General features: G+C 64.6%; 22 protein-coding genes. 14 read left to right on the top strand and 8 right to left on the bottom strand.

Features of this window, described 5'->3' with window-relative positions; all coding sequences use genetic code 11:
* Positions 1-37 precede the first annotated feature (37 nt).
* Both PQR08_RS15745 and PQR08_RS15740 read right to left on the bottom strand, forming a co-directional pair.
* A complete protein-coding gene (locus PQR08_RS15745) occupies positions 38-1,978 on the bottom strand; it encodes an MFS transporter (protein WP_238287976.1) in 1,941 nt (646 codons plus the stop codon).
* 222 nt (positions 1,979-2,200) lie between these two features.
* Positions 2,201-2,653: a CBS domain-containing protein gene (locus tag PQR08_RS15740; RefSeq protein ID WP_035503407.1), complete on the bottom strand. Its 453-nt coding sequence runs from the start codon at positions 2,651-2,653 to the stop codon at positions 2,201-2,203.
* 242 nt (positions 2,654-2,895) lie between these two features.
* Between PQR08_RS15740 and PQR08_RS15735 the strand changes: the two genes are divergently transcribed.
* The 3 genes from PQR08_RS15735 (at position 2,896) to PQR08_RS15725 (ending at position 5,538) form a co-directional block, all read left to right on the top strand.
* Positions 2,896-4,233: an O-acetylhomoserine aminocarboxypropyltransferase gene (locus PQR08_RS15735; RefSeq protein ID WP_250483539.1), complete on the top strand. Its 1,338-nt coding sequence runs from the start codon at positions 2,896-2,898 to the stop codon at positions 4,231-4,233.
* On the top strand, positions 4,230-5,072 hold the full coding sequence (locus PQR08_RS15730; RefSeq protein ID WP_250483466.1) for an alpha/beta fold hydrolase: 843 nt from the start codon (positions 4,230-4,232) through the stop codon (positions 5,070-5,072). Before PQR08_RS15735 ends, PQR08_RS15730 begins: the two co-directional genes overlap by 4 nt.
* A gap of 145 nt (positions 5,073-5,217) precedes the next feature.
* A complete protein-coding gene (locus PQR08_RS15725) occupies positions 5,218-5,538 on the top strand; it encodes an Mpo1-like protein (protein WP_187604967.1) in 321 nt (106 codons plus the stop codon).
* A gap of 18 nt (positions 5,539-5,556) precedes the next feature.
* Here the strand turns inward: PQR08_RS15725 and PQR08_RS15720 are convergent, their stop codons facing one another.
* On the bottom strand, positions 5,557-6,870 hold the full coding sequence (locus tag PQR08_RS15720) for a YihY family inner membrane protein (RefSeq protein WP_408161751.1): 1,314 nt from the start codon (positions 6,868-6,870) through the stop codon (positions 5,557-5,559).
* A 90-nt stretch (positions 6,871-6,960) separates the two neighbouring features.
* On the opposite strand from PQR08_RS15720, the gene wrbA reads away from it, so the two are divergent.
* The 5 genes from wrbA (at position 6,961) to PQR08_RS15695 (ending at position 11,167) form a co-directional block, all read left to right on the top strand.
* Entirely contained in the window at positions 6,961-7,581 is a 621-nt protein-coding gene (gene wrbA, locus PQR08_RS15715; protein WP_238210369.1) for an NAD(P)H:quinone oxidoreductase, read from the top strand.
* Between the two features lie 8 nt (positions 7,582-7,589).
* Positions 7,590-7,988, top strand: a complete 399-nt coding sequence (locus tag PQR08_RS15710) for a DUF2069 domain-containing protein (protein ID WP_250483465.1) — start codon at positions 7,590-7,592, stop codon at positions 7,986-7,988.
* Between the two features lie 159 nt (positions 7,989-8,147).
* Positions 8,148-9,602, top strand: coding sequence for an FAD-binding oxidoreductase (locus PQR08_RS15705; protein ID WP_250483464.1), 1,455 nt, complete (start codon positions 8,148-8,150; stop codon positions 9,600-9,602).
* Positions 9,599-10,402 carry a metallophosphoesterase gene (locus PQR08_RS15700; RefSeq protein ID WP_250483463.1) on the top strand — a complete coding sequence of 268 codons (804 nt, stop codon included), beginning with the start codon at positions 9,599-9,601 and terminating at the stop codon, positions 10,400-10,402. Before PQR08_RS15705 ends, PQR08_RS15700 begins: the two co-directional genes overlap by 4 nt.
* 54 nt (positions 10,403-10,456) lie before the next feature.
* A complete protein-coding gene (locus tag PQR08_RS15695; RefSeq protein ID WP_250483462.1) occupies positions 10,457-11,167 on the top strand; it encodes an SOS response-associated peptidase in 711 nt (236 codons plus the stop codon).
* Positions 11,168-11,170: 3 nt separating this feature from the next.
* Here PQR08_RS15695 and PQR08_RS15690 read toward each other — a convergent pair whose 3' ends face one another.
* Positions 11,171-11,359, bottom strand: coding sequence for a hypothetical protein (locus PQR08_RS15690; protein WP_250483461.1), 189 nt, complete (start codon positions 11,357-11,359; stop codon positions 11,171-11,173).
* Positions 11,360-11,477: 118 nt separating this feature from the next.
* Entirely contained in the window at positions 11,478-12,416 is a 939-nt protein-coding gene (locus tag PQR08_RS15685) for a LysR family transcriptional regulator (RefSeq protein ID WP_250483460.1), read from the bottom strand.
* A 168-nt stretch (positions 12,417-12,584) separates the two neighbouring features.
* On the opposite strand from PQR08_RS15685, the gene PQR08_RS15680 reads away from it, so the two are divergent.
* From PQR08_RS15680 to PQR08_RS15655, 6 genes are all read left to right on the top strand, one after another.
* A complete protein-coding gene (locus PQR08_RS15680; protein WP_408161746.1) occupies positions 12,585-14,096 on the top strand; it encodes an efflux transporter outer membrane subunit in 1,512 nt (503 codons plus the stop codon).
* A 2-nt stretch (positions 14,097-14,098) separates the two neighbouring features.
* Positions 14,099-16,276 carry an FUSC family protein gene (locus PQR08_RS15675; RefSeq protein WP_250483458.1) on the top strand — a complete coding sequence of 726 codons (2,178 nt, stop codon included), beginning with the start codon at positions 14,099-14,101 and terminating at the stop codon, positions 16,274-16,276.
* Positions 16,263-16,466 (top strand): DUF1656 domain-containing protein, encoded by a 204-nt coding sequence (locus tag PQR08_RS15670; RefSeq protein ID WP_238210360.1) that lies wholly within the window; start codon positions 16,263-16,265, stop codon positions 16,464-16,466. The genes PQR08_RS15675 and PQR08_RS15670 overlap by 14 nt, the downstream gene beginning before the upstream one ends.
* Before the next feature lie 40 nt (positions 16,467-16,506).
* The gene (locus PQR08_RS15665; RefSeq protein WP_035503386.1) at positions 16,507-17,370 is read left to right on the top strand and encodes an efflux RND transporter periplasmic adaptor subunit; all 864 of its coding nucleotides are present in this window, start codon (positions 16,507-16,509) and stop codon (positions 17,368-17,370) included.
* A gap of 67 nt (positions 17,371-17,437) precedes the next feature.
* Positions 17,438-17,620 (top strand): hypothetical protein, encoded by a 183-nt coding sequence (locus tag PQR08_RS15660; protein WP_238287989.1) that lies wholly within the window; start codon positions 17,438-17,440, stop codon positions 17,618-17,620.
* On the top strand, positions 17,620-18,012 hold the full coding sequence (locus tag PQR08_RS15655; RefSeq protein WP_238287991.1) for a type II toxin-antitoxin system death-on-curing family toxin: 393 nt from the start codon (positions 17,620-17,622) through the stop codon (positions 18,010-18,012). The genes PQR08_RS15660 and PQR08_RS15655 overlap by 1 nt, the downstream gene beginning before the upstream one ends.
* Positions 18,013-18,083: 71 nt before the next feature.
* Here the strand turns inward: PQR08_RS15655 and PQR08_RS15650 are convergent, their stop codons facing one another.
* From PQR08_RS15650 to astB, 3 genes are all read right to left on the bottom strand, one after another.
* Entirely contained in the window at positions 18,084-18,899 is an 816-nt protein-coding gene (locus PQR08_RS15650; protein WP_250483457.1) for an ABC transporter substrate-binding protein, read from the bottom strand.
* Between the two features lie 132 nt (positions 18,900-19,031).
* Positions 19,032-20,048 carry a succinylglutamate desuccinylase gene (gene astE, locus PQR08_RS15645; protein ID WP_408161743.1) on the bottom strand — a complete coding sequence of 339 codons (1,017 nt, stop codon included), beginning with the start codon at positions 20,046-20,048 and terminating at the stop codon, positions 19,032-19,034.
* Complete coding sequence (gene astB / locus PQR08_RS15640) at positions 20,032-21,381, bottom strand: N-succinylarginine dihydrolase (protein ID WP_250483455.1); 1,350 nt, start codon at positions 21,379-21,381, stop codon at positions 20,032-20,034. The genes astE and astB overlap by 17 nt, the downstream gene beginning before the upstream one ends.
* Positions 21,382-21,385: the final 4 nt, after the last annotated feature.

Genomic DNA, 21,385 nt, shown 5'->3' with positions numbered 1-21,385 from the left:
AGTGTCGGGGAAACCGATATTATGCCAGCCGTCGCGCTCAGCGCCTGGCGCCTCGCAGCGCGCTCACGACTTCCTGCAGATGCTGCGGCGTCGCGTCTTCCGGCGCGATCGGCTCGCCGACCGCGAGCGTCAGCCGCGTCATCGCACCGCGCTGGATCGGGCGTGGCCATTGTGCGTCTTCGTGGCGCGAGAACACGCTGCCCCAGAGCCCGCGCAGCGCCATCGGCACGACGGGCGCCGGATGGCGTCGCAGAATCTCCGCGATGCCATGCCTGAACGGATTGATCTCGCCCGTGCGCGTGAGCTTGCCTTCGGGAAAGATGCAGACGAGGTCGCCGTCTTTCAGCGCCTGCCCGCACGCCGCGTAGGCGCGTTCGAGCATGTCGGCGTTCTCGTGCGCGGGCGCGACCGGAATCGCCTTCACATGACGGAACATCCAGCCGACGAACGGCGTGCGGAAGATGCGGTGATCCATCACGAAGCGGATTGGCCGCGGGCTTTCGGCCATGATGACGACCGCATCGACGAAACTCACGTGATTGCACACGAGCACGGCCGCGCCATGCGACGGAATACGCTCCGCGCCGACGAGACGAATGCGATAGAACGTGTGCACCAGAATCCACGCGATAAAGCGCAGCAGAAACTCCGGCACGAGCGAATAGATATAGACCGCGACGACGACATTGAGCAGCGCCGTGGTCAGAAAAAGCCCCGGAATGCCGACGCCGAACGACGTCAGCGCGAGCGCCATCAGCGCGGAGACGATCATGAAGAACGAATTGAGGATGTTGTTCGCCGCGATGATGCGCGCCCGGTGAGTGGGCTGACTGCGCGCCTGAATCAGCGCATAGAGCGGCACGCTGTAGAAGCCGCCGAACATCGCGAGCAGGAACAGGTCCGCGAGAATGCGCCAGTGCGGCAGCGCCAGCAGGAATTCGCCGACGTTGAGCAAATGCCCCGCGGGCGCGATGCGATGGCTCGCGAAGAAAAGATCGATCGCGAACACGCTGATGCCGATCGAGCCCAGCGGCACGAGCCCGATCTCGACGCGGCGCTTCGAAAGCCGCTCGCACAGGAGCGACCCCGTACCGATGCCGATGGAGAACGTCGCGAGCAGTATGGTCACGACATCGGGATCCGCGGACAGCACGTCCTTCGCGAAATTGAAGAACGACGTGAGAAAGGTCGCCCCGACGAACCAGAGCCACGAAATCCCGAGCAGGCTCAGAAACACGGTGCGATCGGATTTCGCGAGCTTGAGGTTGCGCCACGTCTCGGAGAACGGATTCCAGTTGATGCGCAGATCCGGCTGCGACGCGTCCGACTTCGGAACGAACGCCGACGCGACACGCCCGATGATCGCGAACGCGATGCACGCGACGGCGAGCAGCATCGCGCCATGCTCCGTCGCGCCCGCCGCCGCGCCGCCGATGATCGTGCCGATCAGGATCGCGACGAACGTGCCCATCTCGACAAGCCCGTTGCCGCCGACGAGCTCGTGCGAATCGAGATGCTGCGGCAGATACGCGTACTTCACTGGCCCGAACACGGTGGAATGCACGCCCATCAGAAACGTGCACGCATAGAGAAGCGGCGCGCTGTGCAACAGGAAGCCCGCGCCGCCGATCAGCATCACGACGATCTCGAAGCTCTTCACGAGACGCGCGAGCACGGCCTTGTCGTACTTGTCGGCGATCTGCCCGGAGGTGGCCGAGAACAGCACGAACGGCACGATGAAGATCGCGGAAATCAGAAACGCGGCCGTCTTCGGATCGACGCCGGAAAAGCGCGCGGCCTGGAACGTCACGAGCGACGTGAAGCCGACCTTGAAGATGTTGTCGTTCATCGCGCCGAGGAACTGCGTCCAGAAGAACGGCGCGAAGCGGCGCTCGCGCAGAAGGCTGAACTGGCCTTCGCCTTCGGCATGCGAACGTCGGGAAGTGCGCGACGAGTCGCGCATCGGTTTGTCACTCATGTCTTGCGTACAGGTTAGGTTCGGTGTTGATCCCGTGCGTACGGCGATCGAATCCGAATGAAACGAAAAGCGGGCCGAAGGCTGGCTTCGCCCTCAGGAGACCAAAAAAAAGCGCGCCATGAGGGGCGCGCTGCATATGCTGAATTCTGCGCGAAGCATCGGCTGATACACCGTGCCGCGAAGCGCGACGCCTCGCCGCATGGTATCGACGCTCGGCGACGCTCAGCGGGCTTCTTCCTGCTGCTCGGGCCAGTCGCGGATATACGCCTTCAACATGCGATTCTCGAAGCCCTGCTCTTCCACGACGGCCTTGGCCACGTCGTAGAACGAGATGACGCCCATCAGCTGACGCTTTTCCATGACCGGCAGATAGCGCACGTGATGTTCGAGCATCATGCGGCGCACCTCGTTCACGTCCGTTTCCGGCGTGCACGTGAGCGGATGGTCGTCCATGATCTTGCGGATGGTCGTAGCGCCGACCGAGCCGCTGTTGTTGTGCAAGGTCAGGATGATCTCGCGGAAGGTCAGCATGCCGACCAGATCGCCGTACTCCATGACGACGAGCGAGCCGATATCGTGCGCGGCCATCGTGTCGATCGCGTCGGAGAGCGGCGTATCGGGTGTCACGGTAAAGAGCGTGTTGCCCTTCACTTTCAGAATGTCGCTGACTCGCATGACTGTCTCCTCGCGAAATGCCTGTTCAGATGCCCAAACGGTGATGAAACCATAGGTCGATGCTATCGGAAAGGCCCGCAAAAGGAAAGCGAACATGGCCCGCATCAGCCGAACGGACAAGGCTTTGCGCGTTTTTTTGACAAGCGTTCGCCCTAGGTTTGGGCGCGTGCATCCGATGTTAGGATGATTGACCCTCATTTTTCGCCGCATGCCGGCGCCGCCTCGCGCGCCGGCCGCCTATGATGCCAGCCAACCGCTTCGACACGCTCGCGCTGCACGCGGGCGCCGCGCCCGATCCCGCCACGGGCGCGCGCGCGACGCCGATTTATCAGACCACATCGTTCACCTTCCGCGACAGCGATCACGCCGCCGCGCTCTTCAACATGGAGCGCTCGGGGCACGTGTACTCGCGCATCTCGAATCCGACCGTCGCGGTCTTCGAGGAACGCGTGGCGGCGCTCGAAGGCGGCGTCGGTGCGATCGGCACGGCGAGCGGCCAGGCCGCGCTGCATCTCGCCATCGCGACGCTGATGGGCGCGGGCTCGCATATCGTCGCGTCGAGCGCGCTCTACGGCGGCTCGCACAACCTGCTGCATCACACGCTGCGGCGCTTCGGCATCGAGACGACCTTCGTGCCGCCGCACGATCTCGACGCGTGGCGCGCGGCCGCACGGCCGAACACGCGGCTCTTCTTCGGCGAAACGCTCGGCAATCCGGGCCTAGACGTGCTCGATATCGCGGGCGTCGCGGAAATCGCGCACGAGCACGCGGTGCCGCTGCTCGTCGATTCCACGTTCACGACGCCCTATCTGCTGCGCCCGTTCGAGCATGGCGCGGACCTCGTCTATCACTCCGCCACCAAGTTTCTCGGCGGCCACGGGACGACGATCGGGGGCGTGCTCGTCGATGGCGGCACCTTCGATTTCACCGCGAGCGGGCGCTTCCCGGAGTTCACCGAACCCTACGACGGCTTTCACGGCATGGTGTTCGCCGAAGAGAGCACGGTCGCACCGTTCCTGTTGCGCGCCCGGCGCGAAGGCTTGCGCGATTTCGGCGCGTGCCTGCATCCGCAAGCGGCCTGGCAACTGCTTCAAGGCATCGAAACCTTGCCGCTGCGCATGGATCGGCATGTCGCGAACACGCGCAAGGTGATCGAGTTCCTGCTGAGTTCGTCGACGGTAGAAAGCGTGGCCTATCCCGAACTGCCGACGCATCGCGATCACGCGCTCGCCGGACGGCTGCTGCCACGCGGCGCGGGCGCGGTGTTCAGCTTCGATCTCAAGGGCGGCGTGCCGGCTGCGCGCAAGTTCATCGAAACGCTCACGCTGTTCTCGCATCTCGCGAACGTCGGCGATGCGCGCTCGCTCGTGATCCATCCCGCCTCCACGACGCACTTCCGCATGGATGCCGCCGCGCTCGAAGCCGCGGGCATCGGGCCGGGGCGCATCCGTCTTTCGATCGGACTCGAAGACCCGGACGATCTCATCGACGATCTCAAACGCGGGCTGAAGGCCGCGCAGAAAGCCGCCGAAAGCGGCCAGGACGCCGGCTCGGCCGCGCCGCTCGGGAGCCGCGCATGATCCTCGATGTCCACGGCCGCGCCGCCTACGTCTACACCGGCGGCAAGCCGCTCAACGCAGCCCGGCCCGCCATCGTGTTCATTCATGGCGCCGAGCACGATCACAGCGTATGGGCGTTGCAGACGCGCTATTTCGCGCATCACGGCTTCGGCGTGCTGGCGCTCGATCTACCGAGTCACGGACGAAGCGACGGCCCCGCTCTGCCCACGATCGACGAACTCGCCGACTGGGTGATCGCCGTGCTCGACGCGGCGAACGTGCAAAAGGCGATCTTCGTCGGCCACAGCATGGGTTCGCTGATCGCGCTCGACGTCGCGGGCCGCTATCCCGATCGCACGACGGGCCTCGCCCTGCTCGCGACCGCCGCGCCGATGGCCGTCTCCGACACGCTGCTCGACGCCGCCCGCGAGCACGAGCCCGAAGCCATCGCGATGGTCAATCAGTGGTCGCATTCGACGATCGCCGCGAAGCCGTCGAGCCCCGCGCCGGGTTTCTGGTTGCAGGGCGTGAATCAGCGGCTCATGGAACGCGTGAGCCTGCGCGGCGAAGCGCTCCTTTTTCATACCGATTTCAGCGCCTGCAATACCTACGCGGATGCGCTCGAACGGGCGGCCGCCGTGCGCTGCCCGGTGTGCATCGTGAGCGGCAAGCGTGACATGATGACGCCGCCGCGAGCCGCCCGGGCGCTCGTCGATGCGCTGCGCAAAGGCGGCGCGACAGTGCAATCGGTGGAACTGGACGCCGGACACGCGCTGATGTCCGAGCAGCCCGACGCGACGCTGGACACCTTGTTCGCATTCGCGCTCGCCTCCGCCAAGGCGGAAACGACGTCCGGCTGATTCCAGACGTGCGGCGGACCGCTCAGGCTCGCCGCAGCCGCTTGCATGGCGCGCATCGCAGTCGCAGAATGGTTCTTGCTGGTGAATCGTCAGACAGGCGCGCATCGCCCGAACGACACCGGCATGCATCATCAGGGAGGCCGTCATGGCGCACACCGCACACGGTGAACATTTCGCGAACTTCGCCGAGTTTTATCCCTTTTATCTCGACGAACACCGAAATCTGGTTTCGCGCAGGCTGCATTTCATCGGCTCGCTAGGCGTGATCGGCTGCGTCGCGATGACGATCGCGACCGGCGACTGGCTCTGGCTGCCCGCAGCCGTCGTGTGCGGCTACGGTTTCGCGTGGATCGGCCATTTCTTTTTCGAAAAGAACCGCCCTGCTACGTTTCGCCATCCGGTCTACAGCCTGATGGGCGACTGGGTGATGTTCAAGGACATCTGCGTCGGCAAGATCTCGCTTTGATCGACGCCCGGCACGCGCTCACGCGGGCTGCCCCGGCATCGACGAGCGCGGCGTCTCGCGTGGGCGCGCGCTCGTCAGCGCCGACACGCGCGCCGCGATCAGCGAACCGAGCGTGATCTCCAGCTTGTCATTTTCCAGCGCGCTCATGAGCGCGGCGCAACCGACCTGCGCCGCGTCGAGCTTCAGTTGATATTCCAGCTCGGCGCGGTCGATCACGAACTGCTCGAAGAGCATCGTCACCGTGATCTGGCTCGGATTGGCGATCAGCACATAACGCGGCGTGCGCGAATCCTCCAGCCGGCCGATCCAGCCGAGCGCATCGAGCCGCGCGATCAGGCGGGTCGACGTATCGAGATCGCAGCGGGCCATGCTGGAAAGCTGCAATGCGGTGTGGCCGGGTTTGCCTTCGTCGCGTGCCTCGACGAGCCGCGCGAGGATTTCGAGCGCATCGAGCAGATCGCTGCCTGGAAAATCGCGCCGATGGTACTGGCCTGTGCGAATGGCGGGCAATGCGGACGTGACCATCGCGCCGACGAGCGCGAACATCCAGCACAGATAGACCCACAACAGGAAGACCGGCAGCGCGGCGAACGCGCCGTAGACGGCGGTATAGGTCGGAATGCGCCGCACGTAATAGCCGAAGCCGCGCTTGCCGAGCTCGAACGCGACCGCCGCGATCAATCCGCCAACGATCGCATCGCGCCACTCGACCTTGCAGTTCGGCATGTAGACGTAAATGATCGTGAAGGCGAGCGCCGTGAGCGGCAGCGACACGCCCGTCAGCGCCCATTCGACGATCGGTGGCATCAGGTTGTGCGAGCCCGCGAACGCGACCGAATGCGCGAACACGTAGGAGGAGATGGACAGGCTGCAGCCGAAGAGAATCGGCCCGAGCGTGATGATCGACCAGTAGACGAGCACGCGCTGCGCGAACGGACGCGCCTTCTTCACGCGCCAGATCACGTTGAACGCAGACTCGACCGTCATCATCGTCATGACGGAAGTCACGAACAGAATGATCATGCCGACGGTCGTGAGCCCCTTTGCCTTCGACGCGAACTGGTTCAGATACTTGAAGATCTGGTCGTTGATCTGCGGCGGCATCAGGTGCACCGCGAGGAAATCCTGCAACGATGCCTGAAATGAGCCGAAGATCGGGAACGCAGTAAAGAGCGCGAAGGCGACGGTGGCGAGCGGCACGATCGACAGCACGCTCGTGAACGTGAGGCTGCCCGCCACTTGCGCGACGCGATCTTCTCCGATGCGTCGCGCGACAAAACTGGCGAGGCGCTTGACCGCCGCGAGATCGATGGAAACGTGCTGCAAACGCATTCTCCCGTCGTGGCGGCCCGCACGCTCCACGCCGCGTCTCGCCACGAAAATCACCCAATACCTATAATAGCCGTTCACTAAAAAAGCCTTATGAACGACATCCTCGTGCTCTACTACAGCCGCCACGGCGCGACCCGCGAGCTTGCGCTTGCGATCGCCCAGGGCGTCGACAGCGTGCCCGGCATGCAAGCGCGCGTGCGCACGGTGCCGCCGGTCTCTACCGTCTGCGAAGCCACTCACCCCGACATTCCCGCCGACGGCCCGCCTTACGCCGAGTTGCGCGATCTCGAAGAATGCGCGGGTCTCGCGCTTGGCTCGCCCACGCGCTTCGGCAACATGGCCGCGCCGCTCAAATACTTCCTCGACGGCACGACGCCGCAATGGCTTTCCGGCGCACTGTCGGGCAAGCCCGCCAGCGTTTTCACGTCGACCGGCAGTCTGCACGGCGGCCAGGAAAGCACCCTGCTCTCGATGATGCTGCCGCTCCTGCATCACGGCATGATGATCGTCGGGATCCCGTACACCGAGTCGCGGCTCACCACGACGCAAAGCGGCGGCACGCCCTACGGCGCGTCGCACCACGCGCGCGCGGGCGGCGACGAAAACCAGCGCCACGGCATTTCCGCCGACGAGAAGGCGCTCGCCATCGCGCTCGGGGCCCGGCTCGCGCGCACCGCGCTCAATCTCGTGCGCGGCGCACGTTCGGCATGAGCCGGCCGATGAACGCGCCCGCCGCCGCCAACGCACGATCGAACGCCGCGTTCGCGCTGGCCGCGCTTGCGAGCCTCGCCGCACTGATCGTGCTCACGCTCGTCTGGGAGCTCTGGCTGGCGCCGCTGCGGCCCGGCGCATGGGCGCTCGCGTTGAAGGCGCTGCCGCTGGCGTGCGCGCTGCCGGGCGTCGCTCGCAGGAACGTCTATACGCTGCAATGGGCGTCGATGCTCGTGCTTCTCTATCTGGCCGAAGGCGTCGTGCGGGGCATGACGGATGCGGGCCTTTCCGCTTCGCTCGCCTGGCTCGAAGCGCTCCTCGCGCTCGCGTTTTTCGTCTGCGCGCTCGCGTATGTCGCGCCGTTCAAACGTGCCGCCCGGCTGGACGCACGTTCGAAAAAAAGCTGAATAACCCGCTTTTTCGATGCATGCGTCGTGCAGACGTGATGCTTTGTAGCACGAAACGCCATCCGGCGCGCAGGCCTATGCCATTCGGACGAGGATCGCGCGCCGCCTGCCTGCGCGATACTGTGCACTACGCTCCATCGAAATTTTGTTGATCTGCCCATGACCGCAACCGAAGCTTTCATCGCCGCCTGCGCCGACGTTCTCGGCGCGCCGCATGTCCTGACCGGCGCCCACGATACCGAGCCCTATCTCGTCGACTGGCGCAAGCGCTATCGCGGCAACGCATGCGCCGTGCTGCTGCCCGCCGATACGGCGCAGGTCGCGGCAGTCGTGCGGCTCGCACGCGAGCATCGCATCGCGATCGTGCCGCAGGGCGGCAACACCGGCCTCGTCGGCGGTGCGACGCCCGATACGAGCGGCGTGCAGGCGGTCATCAGCCTGAAGCGGCTCAATCGCATTCGCGGCGTCGATCCGCACAACAATACGATGACCGTCGAAGCGGGCGTCGTGCTCGCCGAGATCCAGGCGCGCGCCGCCAGTGCGCAGCGGCTCTTTCCGTTGAGTCTCGCCGCCGAAGGCAGTTGCACGATCGGCGGCAATCTATCGACGAACGCGGGCGGCACCGGCGTGCTGCGTTACGGCAACACGCGCGAGCTGTGCCTCGGACTCGAAGTGGTGACGCCGCAGGGCGAAATCTGGGACGGCCTGCGCGGGCTGCGCAAGGACAACACCGGCTACGATCTGCGCGATCTCTACATCGGCGCGGAAGGCACGCTCGGCATCATCACGGCTGCGGTCATGAAGCTGCATCCCGCGCCGGTCGCGAAGGTCACGGCGCTGGCCGGGCTCGCGTCGCCGCACGCCGCGCTCGATTTCCTCTCGCTCGCGCAGCATCACGCGGGCGCGCTCCTGACCGGCTTCGAGCTGATGTCCGACTTCTCGATGCGCCTCGTCGGCAAACATTTCCCGCAATTGCGCTATCCGTTCGACGAGCCGCACGGACAGACCGTACTGCTCGAACTCTCCGACAGCGAAAGCGACACGCACGCGCGCACGTTGTTCGAACGGCTGATGGAAGACGCGCTAGAAAAAGGCATCGTGGAAAACGCCGTCGTCGCGGAAAGTCTCGCGCAGTCGCAGGCGTTCTGGAGTTTGCGCGAGCATATTCCGCTTGCGCAGGCGGAGGAAGGTCTGAACATCAAGCATGACATCGCCGTGCCCATTTCGAGCATCGGCCGCTTCATCGACGAAACCGATGCGATCATCGCGGACACGGTGCCCGGCGTGCGCATGGTGACGTTCGGCCATCTCGGCGACGGCAATCTGCACTACAACGTGCAGGCGCCCGAAGGCGTCGATGCGAAACGGTTTCTCGACGAATTCCAGACGCCGATCAACGCGCTCGTGTATGACCAGGTGCACAGGCATCGCGGCAGCATCAGCGCCGAACACGGCCTCGGTCAGTTGAAAGTGGATGAAGCGATGCACTACAAGTCGCCGGTCGAAGTGCGCCTCATGCAGACGATCAAGGCCGCGCTCGATCCGGACAACCTGATGAATCCCGGCAAGGTCGTGCGCTGGAGCGCGGCGCTTGCGAAGGAGAACATCGCATGAAGATTCGCGTGCTGTCGGACCTGCATCTCGAATGCGACGAGCCGCTGGCGATTCCCTACGCCGAGGCCGATCTCGTCGTGCTGGCGGGCGACATACACAACCACGCCGAAGGTTTGCGCTGGGCCGCGGAAAATTTCGGTTCCGATGTCCCTATCATCTACGTGCCCGGCAATCACGAGTATTACGACGCAGAGTTCGGCGCGATGGAAGCGGCGATGCAGGACGCCGCGCGCAGCGTCGACAACGTGCACTATCTGAACAACGCGTCGCTGGTGGATCGGCGTGGCGCGTGGCGCGTGCTCGGCACGACGCTCTGGACGGACTTCGCGCTGTTCGGGTCCGGCGACGCGGACATCGAAAACGCCAAGGAGGCGTGCACGAAGGTCATGCTCGACTACAAAGGCCTGATCCAGCTCGCGTGGCCCGAGCCGGACGGCGAGCACCGCGAGTTCGCGCCCGACGACTCGCTCGCGTTGCACGAACAGGCCCGCGCGTGGCTCGAAAGTGAGCTCGCGAAACCGTTCATGGGACAGACCATCGTCGTCACGCATCACGCGCCGATGCGCGCGAGCCTCGCGCCGCGCTATGCGGAAGATCTCGTGTCGGCGGGCTTCGTCAATCACCTGCCGTCGCTCGCGCGTGCGCCGGTATCGCTGTGGATTCACGGCCATACACATACGTCGTTCGATTACGTCGTCGAGGGCACGCGGGTCGTGTGCAATCCGCGCGGCTATTTCAGCCGGCGCCGCCAGGAATGGGAGAATCCCGAATTCGCGTGGGACAAGGTCGTCGAGATATAGCGCAGCAACGAATCAGGAAGCACGGAACCGTGTTGGACTTTGCGGAGGGACGCCATGTGCGGCCGAATCAGCCAGTACCGACTACCGACGCATTACGCGCAGCGCCTGCATCTGAAAAATCCGTTCGTGCTCGTGGACGCCGCCGACAGGCGTCCCGGCTATAACCTGTCGCCCGGCACGCATCCGCTCGCCGTCTATCCCGACGAAACGATCCGCGCGGTTCATTGGGGCTACTGCCCGCCGTGGGCCATCCAGAAGAAGTTGCCGCAGACCATCAATGCGCGCGTCGAGACTGCGGCGACGAGCGCCTACTTCAAGCACTTGTGGAAGAAGGCGCGCATTCTCGTGCCCGCCGATGGCTGGTTCGAATGGCGCATCGAACCGCGCCCGGCAGATCCGGCGGCGAAGCCCTTCAAGCAGCCGTATTTCATTCAACGCGCGGACGGCGAGCCGATGTACCTCGCCGCGCTCACCAGCATCATGCGCGACGGAGATGCCGCGGCGCCCGGCGCGGGCTTCGTCATCGTGACGGCTGCGGCGGACGAAGGCCTGATCGATGTGCACGACCGCCGGCCGCTCGTATTCTCGCCCGCCGTCGCGCGACGCTGGCTCGATCCCGCCGCGTCACTCGAGGATCTCGCGGCGCTCGTCAAAGCCGACGGCGTGCCGGCGTCGCACTTCGTGTGGCATCGCGTATCGAGCGATGTGAATCGTGCGACCAACGACGAGCCGCGACTCATCGAGCCGCTGGAAACGCTGCTCTGAACTTCAGCGATCGTATGGATCGCGCATGCGGCGCATCCGCGCCTCGGGATCGTCGTCGATGCGCACCGGCACGAGACGCCGCTTCGCGTTGCGCTCCGACTGGCCACGCATGGCGTTGAAGAAATCGCGCGACGCCGGAACGGCGATCAGCACCAGAAGCGCGGCGAGTGCGAGCAGAAGTGGCGTACTCATGTGACCTATCCCGATTAAAAGTGCGATGGAACCAGTGCAGAAAGTACCAAGCTGCGGGCACATCGTGCGTAAGCAAGTGTTGCGGCGCGGCTTTTTTCGTAACTGAGCGCCCGCAGCTTCAGGTGACGACGAATTCCTTCAACGATTCCGCGTCCGCCGCGAGCGTATCGGGCAACGCCTCGCGCAGAAACTCCACCCATGTGCGGATTTTCGCGTCGAGATACTGGCGCGACGGATAGAGCGCGTAGACATTCAGCTCCTGCATCGTGTATTGCGGCAGCACGCGCACGAGCGTGCCCGCGCGCAGGCCGGGAAGCGCGGACGACGTCGGCAGCACGCCGATGCCCATGCTCTCGCGGATCGCGACGACCATCGCTTCGGCGACGTTCACCGTAAACGTCGACGGGCCGAGGCTCACGGTCTCCTGTCCGTTCGGGCCGTCGAACACCCAGCGATCCGGCGGAAACACAGGCGTCATCAGATGCAGGCACGTGTGGCGGACGAGATCGGACAACACGTGCGGCGCGCCGTACTGCTCGATATAGGCCGGCGAAGCGCACGCAATGCTGTACACCGAGCCGAGCCGCGCCGAAACGAGTCCGGAATCCGGCAGATCGGACGCGAGCACGACGGACACGTCATAGCCTTCGTCGAGCAGGTCCGGCACCCGTTGCGCGAGCGTCAGATCGACCTGCACCGATGGATGGCGCTCCTGATAGCGCGAGATCATCGGCACGATGTAGTGCTGGCCGAAGCTCGTCATCGAATGGACCTTGAGCTTGCCGGAAGGACGCGCGTGGGCGTCGCCGGCTTCGGCTTCGGCCTGATCGACATAGGCAAGAATCTGCTCGCAGCGCTGCAGATAGCGCTCGCCCGCTTCGGTGAGCGCGATGCGCCGCGTCGTGCGGTTCAGCAAGCGCGCGCGCAGATGCGCTTCGAGGTCCGATACGGCCCGCGAGGCATAGGCCGTCGTCGTATTGAGATGCTGCGCGGCGGCGGTGAAGCTGCCCGCTTCGACGACCCGCACAAATACGCGCATGTTCTGGAGCGTGTCCATGGCGCTTTTCCGTCTTCAAGAACTGTTCGTGGATCGAATTGTTGCACGGCTCGTAACAACGATTATCACAAGTATCGTAAGAATGCTTTGCATCCTTACGGGTTATTCGACAATCCGCGCAAAAATATAATTACTCCCTTGAATCTAATTCGAATTTGGGAGTGAATCGTGCGAGGACGCGTGTCCAAAAGCGCTGCTTGTGCCGTCGTTCTTACAGCGATATTAACAATTGCCGGGTGCGCGAGCACGGGCAAGAACGCGCCGCAGGATTCGCTCAAGGACGCAGCGACGCTCGATGTCGGCAGCGCCATTCGCGCCGCCAATGCCGACGCCCAATGGCCCGAGGCGCAATGGTGGCGCGCCTATGAGGACCCGCAACTCGACGCCTGGATTTCGCGCGCGACCCACGGCAGCCCCACGCTCGCGATGGCAGCCGCACGTGTGCGCGAGGCGCAGCAGCAGGCGGGCGTCGCGCGCTCCGAGCTCTTGCCGCACGTGGACGGCGCGATGAGCGTGTCGCGCAAGAACTGGCCCAATAACGATTTCTACGGCCCCGGTCCATACGCCGATACGACCACCTGGGACAACACCGCCGCCCTCTCGCTGTCCTACAACCTCGATCTCTGGCATCGCGACGACAACAACGCCGAACGCGCGCTCGACGTCGCCCATGTGCGCGCCGCCGATGCGCGCGCCGCGCAGCTCGAACTCGAAACGAACGTCGTGCGCGCTTACATCGGCTTCTCGCAGTCGTTCGCGCTGCTCGATATCGCGCAGGACACGCTTGCACAGCAGGAGCGCATCGCGGATTTCGCGCGGCGGCGTCTGAAAGGCGGCCTCGGCACGCAGCTCGAGGTGAGCCAGGCCGAAGCGCCGCTGCCCGAGTACGAGCGTCAGGTCGATGTCTACAAGGAAGAAATCCAGCTCGCGCGCAATCAACTGGCCGCGCTCGCTGGCGACGGTCCCGGCGCGGGCGAAGCGCTCACGCGTCCGGCGCTCTCGCTCGCGACGCCGCTGCCCCTGCCCTCTGCGCTGCCGGCGGAACTCGTCGGACATCGGCCCGATATCGTCGCGGCGCGCTGGCTGGTCGCGGCAGAGGCGCGCGGCATCGATGTGGCGAAGGCCGGTTTCTATCCGAACATCAATCTCGCGGCTTCTCTGACGCAGGCGTTCGCGGGCGGCGCGCTGCTCAGCTTCCTCACGCGCGATGCGTCGGGCTACAGCTTCGGCCCGGCGATCTCGCTGCCGATCTTCGAAGGCGGACGCCTGCGCGCGCAGCTCGGCGCGGCATCGGCGCAATACGATCAGGCCGTCGATCACTACAACGCGACGCTCGTCGCGGCGCTCAAGGACATCGCCGATCAGGTCGTGCGCGTGCATTCGCTCGACACGCAACTCGAAGCGTCCGGCCGCTCCGTCGCCGCCGCGCGCAAGAACTACGATCTCGCGAACGCAGGCTACAAGCGCGGGCTCACCGATTACCTGAACGTGCTCATTGCGCAGACGCAGTTGCTCAAGGCGCAGGACGGACAGGCACGCGTGCGCGCGCAACGGCTGGCGTCCTACGCGACGCTCACGTCGGCGCTCGGCGGCGGCATCGACGATCCGTCGAACGGGCCGGAACAGACCGCGCTCGCGCCGTCGAAGCACATCGGACCGTTCAGCAAGGCGGGCAACTGAGCATGTCGACGCCCGCTACGCTCATCGAACGTCCGTCGCTCAGGCTGGCCCTGCTCGACTGGGCGCGCACCGACGGTCTCGCGTGGGTCTATATCTTCAAGGCCGTGCTCGCCGCGCTCCTCGCGCTGTGGATCGCGATGCGCCTCGACATGCAGCAGCCGCGCACCGCGATGACCACCGTGTTCGTCGTGATGCAGCCGCAGAGCGGCATGGTGCTCGCGAAGAGCTTCTATCGTTTCTGCGGGACGATGGTCGGCCTCGTCGTGATGATGGTCTTCATCAGCCTGTTTTCGCAGCAGCCGGTGCTGTTTCTGTCCGCGACGGCGCTGTGGGTCGGCATCTGCACGGCGGGCGCGGCGCGCAACCGCAACTTTCGCTCGTACGGCTTCGTGCTCGCGGGCTACACGGCCGCGTTGATCGGCATTCCGGCGGCGCAGCATCCGGAGGCCGCGTATTTGTCGGCGCTCACGCGTGTCGGCGAAGTGACGCTCGGCATCGTGTGTTCCGGCGCGGTGAGCGCGCTCATCTTTCCGCAGCATGCGGGCGAGCAGGTCAAGACGACGGTGCGCCGGCGCTTCACGCAGTTCGTCGATTACGTGTGCCGCGCGCTGTCGGGCAACATGGAACGCGCGCAGATCGAGCGGACGAACCTGGCGTTCGTGTCGGATATCGTCGGCTTCGAGGCTGCGCGCAGTGTCGCCGTGTTCGAGAATCCCGAGTCGCGTATGCGCGGCGGGCGGCTCGCGCGTCTGAACAGCGAATTCATGAGCGCGTCGACGCGCTTTCACGCGCTGCATCAGTTGATGAACCGGCTACGCGAGAACGCATCGGCGACGACCATCGCCGCGCTCGAACCGTTCTTTCGCGAAGTGCCGCCGCTCTTGTCGCTGTCGGGCGAGCCGGTGCGCAACGCCGCCGATGCCGCGCACGCCGCCGCGCAGTTGCGCGATTACAAGGCCGCGCTGCCGAAGCGCGTGCGCGCGGCGCGTGTCTCGCTCGAAACGAATCCGGACTTCGCGCAGCTCGAATTCGATACCGCCGCGGAACTGCTCTACCGCTTCGTCGACGACATGCTCGCGTATGCCGAAACGTATGCGTCGCTGACATCGCCGTCGCACGAACGCGAGCGCTGGATCGCGCGCTACGTGCCGAAGACCAACCTGCTCGCGGCGGCCATCTCGGGCCTGCGCGGCGCGGTCGTGATGTTCATTCTCTCCGCATTCTGGATCGAAACCGCTTGGCCGAGCGGCGGCACGATGGTGCTCAACGCCGCGGCCGTGTGCGCGCTGGCATCGTCCTCGCCGCGACCGACGCTCATGTCGGCGCAAATGGCGATCGGCACGATGCTCGCGAGCGTCGTCGGCATGATCGTCGTGTTCGGCGTGTTTCCGCATATCGACGGCTTCGCGATGATGTGCGCCGCGCTCGCGCCCGCGCTGCTGCTCGGCGCGTATCTGAGCACGCGGCGCACGCTCGCGGGCGTGGGCATCGGCTATTGCATCTTCTTCTGCTTTCTCGCGGGCCCGGACAATCTGGTCCACTACGATCCGACCGGCTTCATGAACGATGCGCTCGCGCTCGTGCTGTCGATGATCGTCGCCGCGATCGCCTTCGCCGTGCTCCTGCCGACCGATGCGCCGTGGCTGCGTCATCTGCTGCTCGGCGACTTGCGGCGCGAAGTCGTGAACGCGCGCCGCGGACGGCTCGCCAGTCTCACGACGCACTTCGAGAGCCGCACGCGCGATCTGCTCTCGCAGATCAACGCGCTCGCCAACGGCCGTGCCGATTTGCAACGCGACGCGCTGCAATGGCTTTTCGCGGTGCTCGAATTCGGCAATGCGGTGATCGACTTGCGGCGCGAAATGGCGGCGCTGCCGCGTGAGCCGATCTCATGCCGACGCCCGGTCGATGCGACGCTCGATGCCGTCGCGCGGCTCTTCGATCGGCCGCAGGCGAAGCGCTTCGACGCCGCGCTCGCCGCGACGGAACGTGCGATCGCCGATACGCAGGCGCTACTCGCGTCGGCCGATCGACCGCGCGAAGACAGACACCGGTTGCAGCGCATCGCGAGTCATCTGCATTTCATCCGCACTGCGCTGCTCGATCACGAATCCCCGTTCGCGCAGTTCGCGCCCGCCGAAAAACCCACGCCCGAAGGAGCGCCCCATGTTCCCGCGTAATGTCGCCATCCTCGAAGCCTATGTGCCGACGATACTGCTGCTCTTCATCGCGGGCGCGATGATCACGTGGGTCGTCGATCGGGTGCTCTCGCTGACGGGGCTCTATCGCGTGGTCTGGCATCCGGCGCTCTTTCGGGCAAGTCTGCTCGTGTGCATCTGCGGCACGCTCGGGCTCGCCGCGTATCGATGAGCGGCGTCACTTTCCTCCAAGCTGAACAAAGAGTTGCATCATGATTCTTCGGAAAATAATCGGTCTCGTCTTGACGATCGCCATCTTCGCGGTCGCGCTCATCATCGGGCGCGTGCTGTGGGTGCATTACATGGACGAGCCGTGGACGCGCGATGGCCGCGTGCGCGCGGACGTCGTCAATGTCGCGCCGGATGTGTCGGGCGCGGTCGTGCAGTTGCCGGTTCGCGATAACCAGCTCGTGAAGAAAGGCGATCTGCTGATGGAAATCGATCCGTCGCACTATCAGATCGCGGTCGAGCAGGCGCAGGCGAGCGTCGCGGCGCGCGCGGCCGAACTGCGCATGCGCCGTGCGGATGCCGCGCGCCGCGCCGATATGGACAGCCAGGTCGTGTCGAAGGAAGCGCGCGAGAACGCGATGCAGACCGCATCGACCGCCGAAGCGCAGTTGCAGCAGGCGCAGGCCGCGCTCGACGCCGCGAAGCTTAACCTCGAGCGCACGAAGGTGTTTTCGCCGGTGGATGGCTATGTGACGAACCTGAACGTGTTCCGCGGCGATTATGCGACGGCGGGCGCGGCGAAGCTCGCGATCGTCGATAGCCATTCGTTCTGGGTGTACGGTTACTTCGAGGAAACTAAGCTGCCGCACGTGCGTATCGGCGACAAGGCGTCGATTCGCCTGATGAGCGGCGGCGAGCTGAAGGGGCATGTGGAGAGCATCTCGCGCGGCATTTATGACCGTGACAATCCGCAGAGCCGCGAACTGCTCGCCGACGTGAATCCGACGTTCAACTGGGTGCGGTTGGCGCAGCGCGTGCCGGTGCGTTTGCATATCGATGACGTGCCGGAGGGGGTGCTGTTGAGCGCGGGGACGACTTGTACGGTGGTGATTGCGCCTTCGAGTTGAGCAATTCTCCGTGCCATTCGCGATGCCGTTAAAATGCACGAGTCGATCGCAAAAGCAGGAAGCTCGAATGGAACCCAAAAAAATTGGACGGATAGCCGTTTCGGCTATTCCGCCGCGCGAGAAGATCGCGCCGAAAGCCGACCGTGACATCGACATGTCGACGCCGGAATCGCGCGAGCGTGTGTCGGCTGCGGTGAGGAAGATCATTCAGACGCACAACATCGCAATCAAGGCACTCGCCAAGCGCTGATGCTGCTCAACGCTCGTTATGTCATTGCAGTACACGATGACATTTTGGACCTCGAAGGCGGTTTGCCCGGATTTGCGCAAGCGGGCCCCGGCGGTGTCGAGGCAGTGCTCGCGCGAGTCGAGAATCATGCGCACTACGCAGGACTGGACGATATCTTCGGCATTGCGGCGATGTACGCGGTCGCGATCGCTCGGGGCCATGTTTTCAATGACGGGAACAAACGCACGGCTCTGGTCTGTGCCCTGACGTATCTGAGCGTCCAGGGCTACGACCTTTCCTCCACGCTCGAAATCGAGGACGATCTCGTCGAAGTGATGGTCGAAGTCGCAGAAGGGAAAATCGAGCGCGAAGAACTGGCCGATTACCTGTCGGTGATCTGCATGTGCTCTTGAGCCAGCCAGACGAATAAAAGCCCGCTCCGGTTTCCCCGAGCGGGCTTTTCACATCCGGCCTGCATGTCGCCTTACTTCAACACCACCTTCACATCGAAATACTTCTGCGCGAAGCGATCGATGGTCCCATCGTCCTTCAGTTCCTTCAGCGCACGATTGAGCGATTCCTTCAGCGCCTTGTCGTTCTTGCGCACGCCGAAGCCCACGCCGGAACCCAGCAGCTTGTCATCCGACACAGCCGGTCCCGCGAACGCGAAGCCCGCGCCCTGCGGCTGCTTCAGAAATCCCTTCGACGCCGCTTCGGCATCCTGGAACGCCGCATCCAGACGGCCCGACGCGAGATCCGCGTAGATCTGGTCCTGCGCCTGATACGACTCGACATCGATGCCCGCCGGCGCCCACTTCGCCTTCGCGTAGGTCTCCTGGATGGAGCCTTGCAGCACGCCCACGCGCTTGCCCTTCAGACCATCGACGCTCGGCTGGATCGTGCTGCCCTTCTTCGCGATCAGTTGATTCGGGATCGTATAGATAGGGTCCGTGAAGTCGATCGCGACCTTGCGCTTGTCGGTGATCGTCATGTCCGAATTGATGCCGTCGAACTTGCGCGCCTGCAATGCGGGAATGAGGCCGTCGAACGAATTCTCGACCCACACGCACTTCATCTTCAGTTTCGCGCACACCGCGTTGCCGATGTCGATATCGAAGCCCTTCAACTCGCCGCTCGGCGACTTCGATTCGAACGGCGCATAAGACGCTTCGACGCCAAAACGCAGTTCCTTCATGTTATCGGCTGCATGCGCATTCAACGCGGCGACGCCCGTGCCGATAGTGGCGCCCAGCACCGCGAACGCGGCCAACTTGCGACCGACCAGATACGATTTCTTCAACTTCCATCTCCTTCCATTGCGGTTCGATTCTGGTGTCATGATGCGGCTTCGCACATCCGATGAAGCATGCGGCACAAAATTTCCCATTCGCACCCGACACCGGGGCGCGATTGTAGCGCGTGCGAACCGGATTCAATCGAGAGAGGCGAGCGTCGATTCGGTCGTATCGACAACCATCAGGCCAGCGCGCAGCCCCGGTTTGACCTTCGGATTCGGAAACACGATGCGTTCTTCATCGTGCGACACGCGATAGCGATAGTCGCCGTCGCGCGCGAGTTCGGTGCCTGCGGAGAATGCGGTGAAGTTCGGCACATCGCTCGCCACATTCAGCACGAAGTGCTCGCTTTGCTTGTCGATCTGCGCAACGACCGTGAACACGCGCAACGGCGTCTGCTCCGTGGCTGCCTCGCCCGCGATCAGGCGGCGCAATGCCGCATCCGATGCCGCGAAGCGCGCAAGGTCGTTCTGCCCGAACGGCCGCACTTTGCCCTGTTCCAGCGTGCACGCGAGCGCGCCCGCTTTCTCGGCGGTGAAGTGCGTGAAGGTATTGCCCTTCTCGCGATGCAAAAGCACGGCTTGCAGACGCGCATCGCGCAGCCAGTCGAACATCGCGCGTGCGAGCGGCGCGCCCGTGTGCGGCAACAGCGCGAACTGCTCGAACACCGATGCGCGGATCGCCGTGTGCATATCGATGTGCCACTTCGGATGCTCAACGGCAGCGAAGAAGTCCAGCGCGGCGCGCTCCAGTTCGTCGGCGCGCGGTGCTTCGCGGCTCTTCTCGAAACGCGCATGACGGCCGCTGAACAGGCGGTTGAGGTCGTCGTCGAGATAGCGATCGCCCGCGCGCATCGCGCCGATGTTGCCGAGCACGACCAGCACGCGCGCGGCGAGCGGCGCGCGGCCATGCGCGATATCCGCGACGAGCGGCGACAGCATCTCGATCGGCGCGGTTTCATCGCCATGAATGCCCGCCGATACGAGCACGCTGTGCGCCGGTTCCCGCGCGGGTTCGAGCAGCAACACGCCTTCGCCCTGCCATGTCCAGCGCACGCCGGAAGGCGCGGTTCCGGCGTTCGTCGCAGGACGCCTGCCTTCGAGCGTGAAAGCGAGGAAATCGTCGAGCAGGGATGAATCAGCGCTGGAAGTCATAGACGGCACCGAGTCCGAGGATGGTCGTCAGTTCGTCGAGCGCCGCGCGCGATTCCGCGAGCAGCTTCGGATCGGCGAGATCGGCGGGCGCAAGCCGGTCGCGATAGTGTCTGTCGATCCACGCATCGAGCTGGGTGAATAGCGCGTCGTTCATCCATACGCGCGCATTGACCGCGGCGCGCTCGGCTTCATCGAGCACGACACGCAGACGCAGGCACGCCGGACCGCCGCCGTTCTTCATGCTCTCGCGCAAATCGAAGACGAGCACTTCGTCGATGGGCGTCTTGCGCGACGCGAGCGAATCGAGATAAGCCGCCACGCGCGCATTTTCGCGGCATTCCTGCGGCACGATGAGCAGTTGCCTGCCATCCGTACTCGACAGCAACTGGCTGTTGAAAAGATACGAAGAGACCGCGTCTTCCACGCTCACTTCGCTTTCCAGCACTTCGAGCGCGGTGAACGGCGTGCCGAGCGCGTCGAGCTTCGTGCGCAACTCGTCATAGACCTTGTGCTGATCGACGAACGCGCGCTCGTGACAAAAGAGCGTCGTGCGATTGCCGACCGCGATCACGTCGTTATGGAACACGCCTGCATCGATCACGTCGGGCGATTGTTGCGCGAACACGGTTGCGTCATTGGACAGGCCATGCAGACGCGCGACCGCGCGGCTCGCTTCGAGCGTCTGACGCGCGGGATAGCGCTGCGGCTGCGGACCCTGACCGTACTCGCTCTTGCCATACACGAAAAATTCGACGCCCTTGTCACCGTACTCACGAGCGAAGCGCGTATGGTTCGCCGCGCCTTCGTCGCCGAGCGCGGGCGTGCCGGGCAGCGCGTGATGAATGCGAAAGCGGGCTTCATCGGCGAAAATCGCGCCGAGCGAGCGCCGCGTTTCGCCATGCTCGATCGCACGATGCAGCTTGGCCGCGAGATTCGCGGGCGTGAAATGCACGCGGCCGTCTTCCGTGTCCGCCGATGGGCTCACGGTCGCGGCGTTCGCGGTCCACATCGCCGATGCCGAGCTTGCCGCGGCGAGCAGTTCGGGCGCTTCACGCGCGGCGCGCGCGATCACGCTGGCGTCGTCGCCGGAAAAGCCGACATCGCGTAACAGCCTGATCGAGGGCCGTTCCAGCGGCGGCAGCACGCCTTGCTGAAAACCGAGATCCGCGAGCCGCTTCATCTTGCGCAAGCCCTGCTTCGCGGCGGCCTTCGGATTCGCCACCGACTTCTCGTTGCTGCGCGACGCGACATTGCCGAACGAAAGTCCCGCGTAGTTGTGCGTCGGGCCGACCAATCCGTCGAAGTTCGCCTCGTATGCTTTCGATGCCTGCATGGTC

This window comes from Caballeronia jiangsuensis, assembly GCF_046030135.1.
GTDB classification, from domain to species: Bacteria; Pseudomonadota; Gammaproteobacteria; order Burkholderiales; family Burkholderiaceae; genus Caballeronia; species Caballeronia jiangsuensis.
Note: the sequence above shows the minus strand (reverse complement) of the source record. Positions and strands in the feature narration are given on the sequence as shown.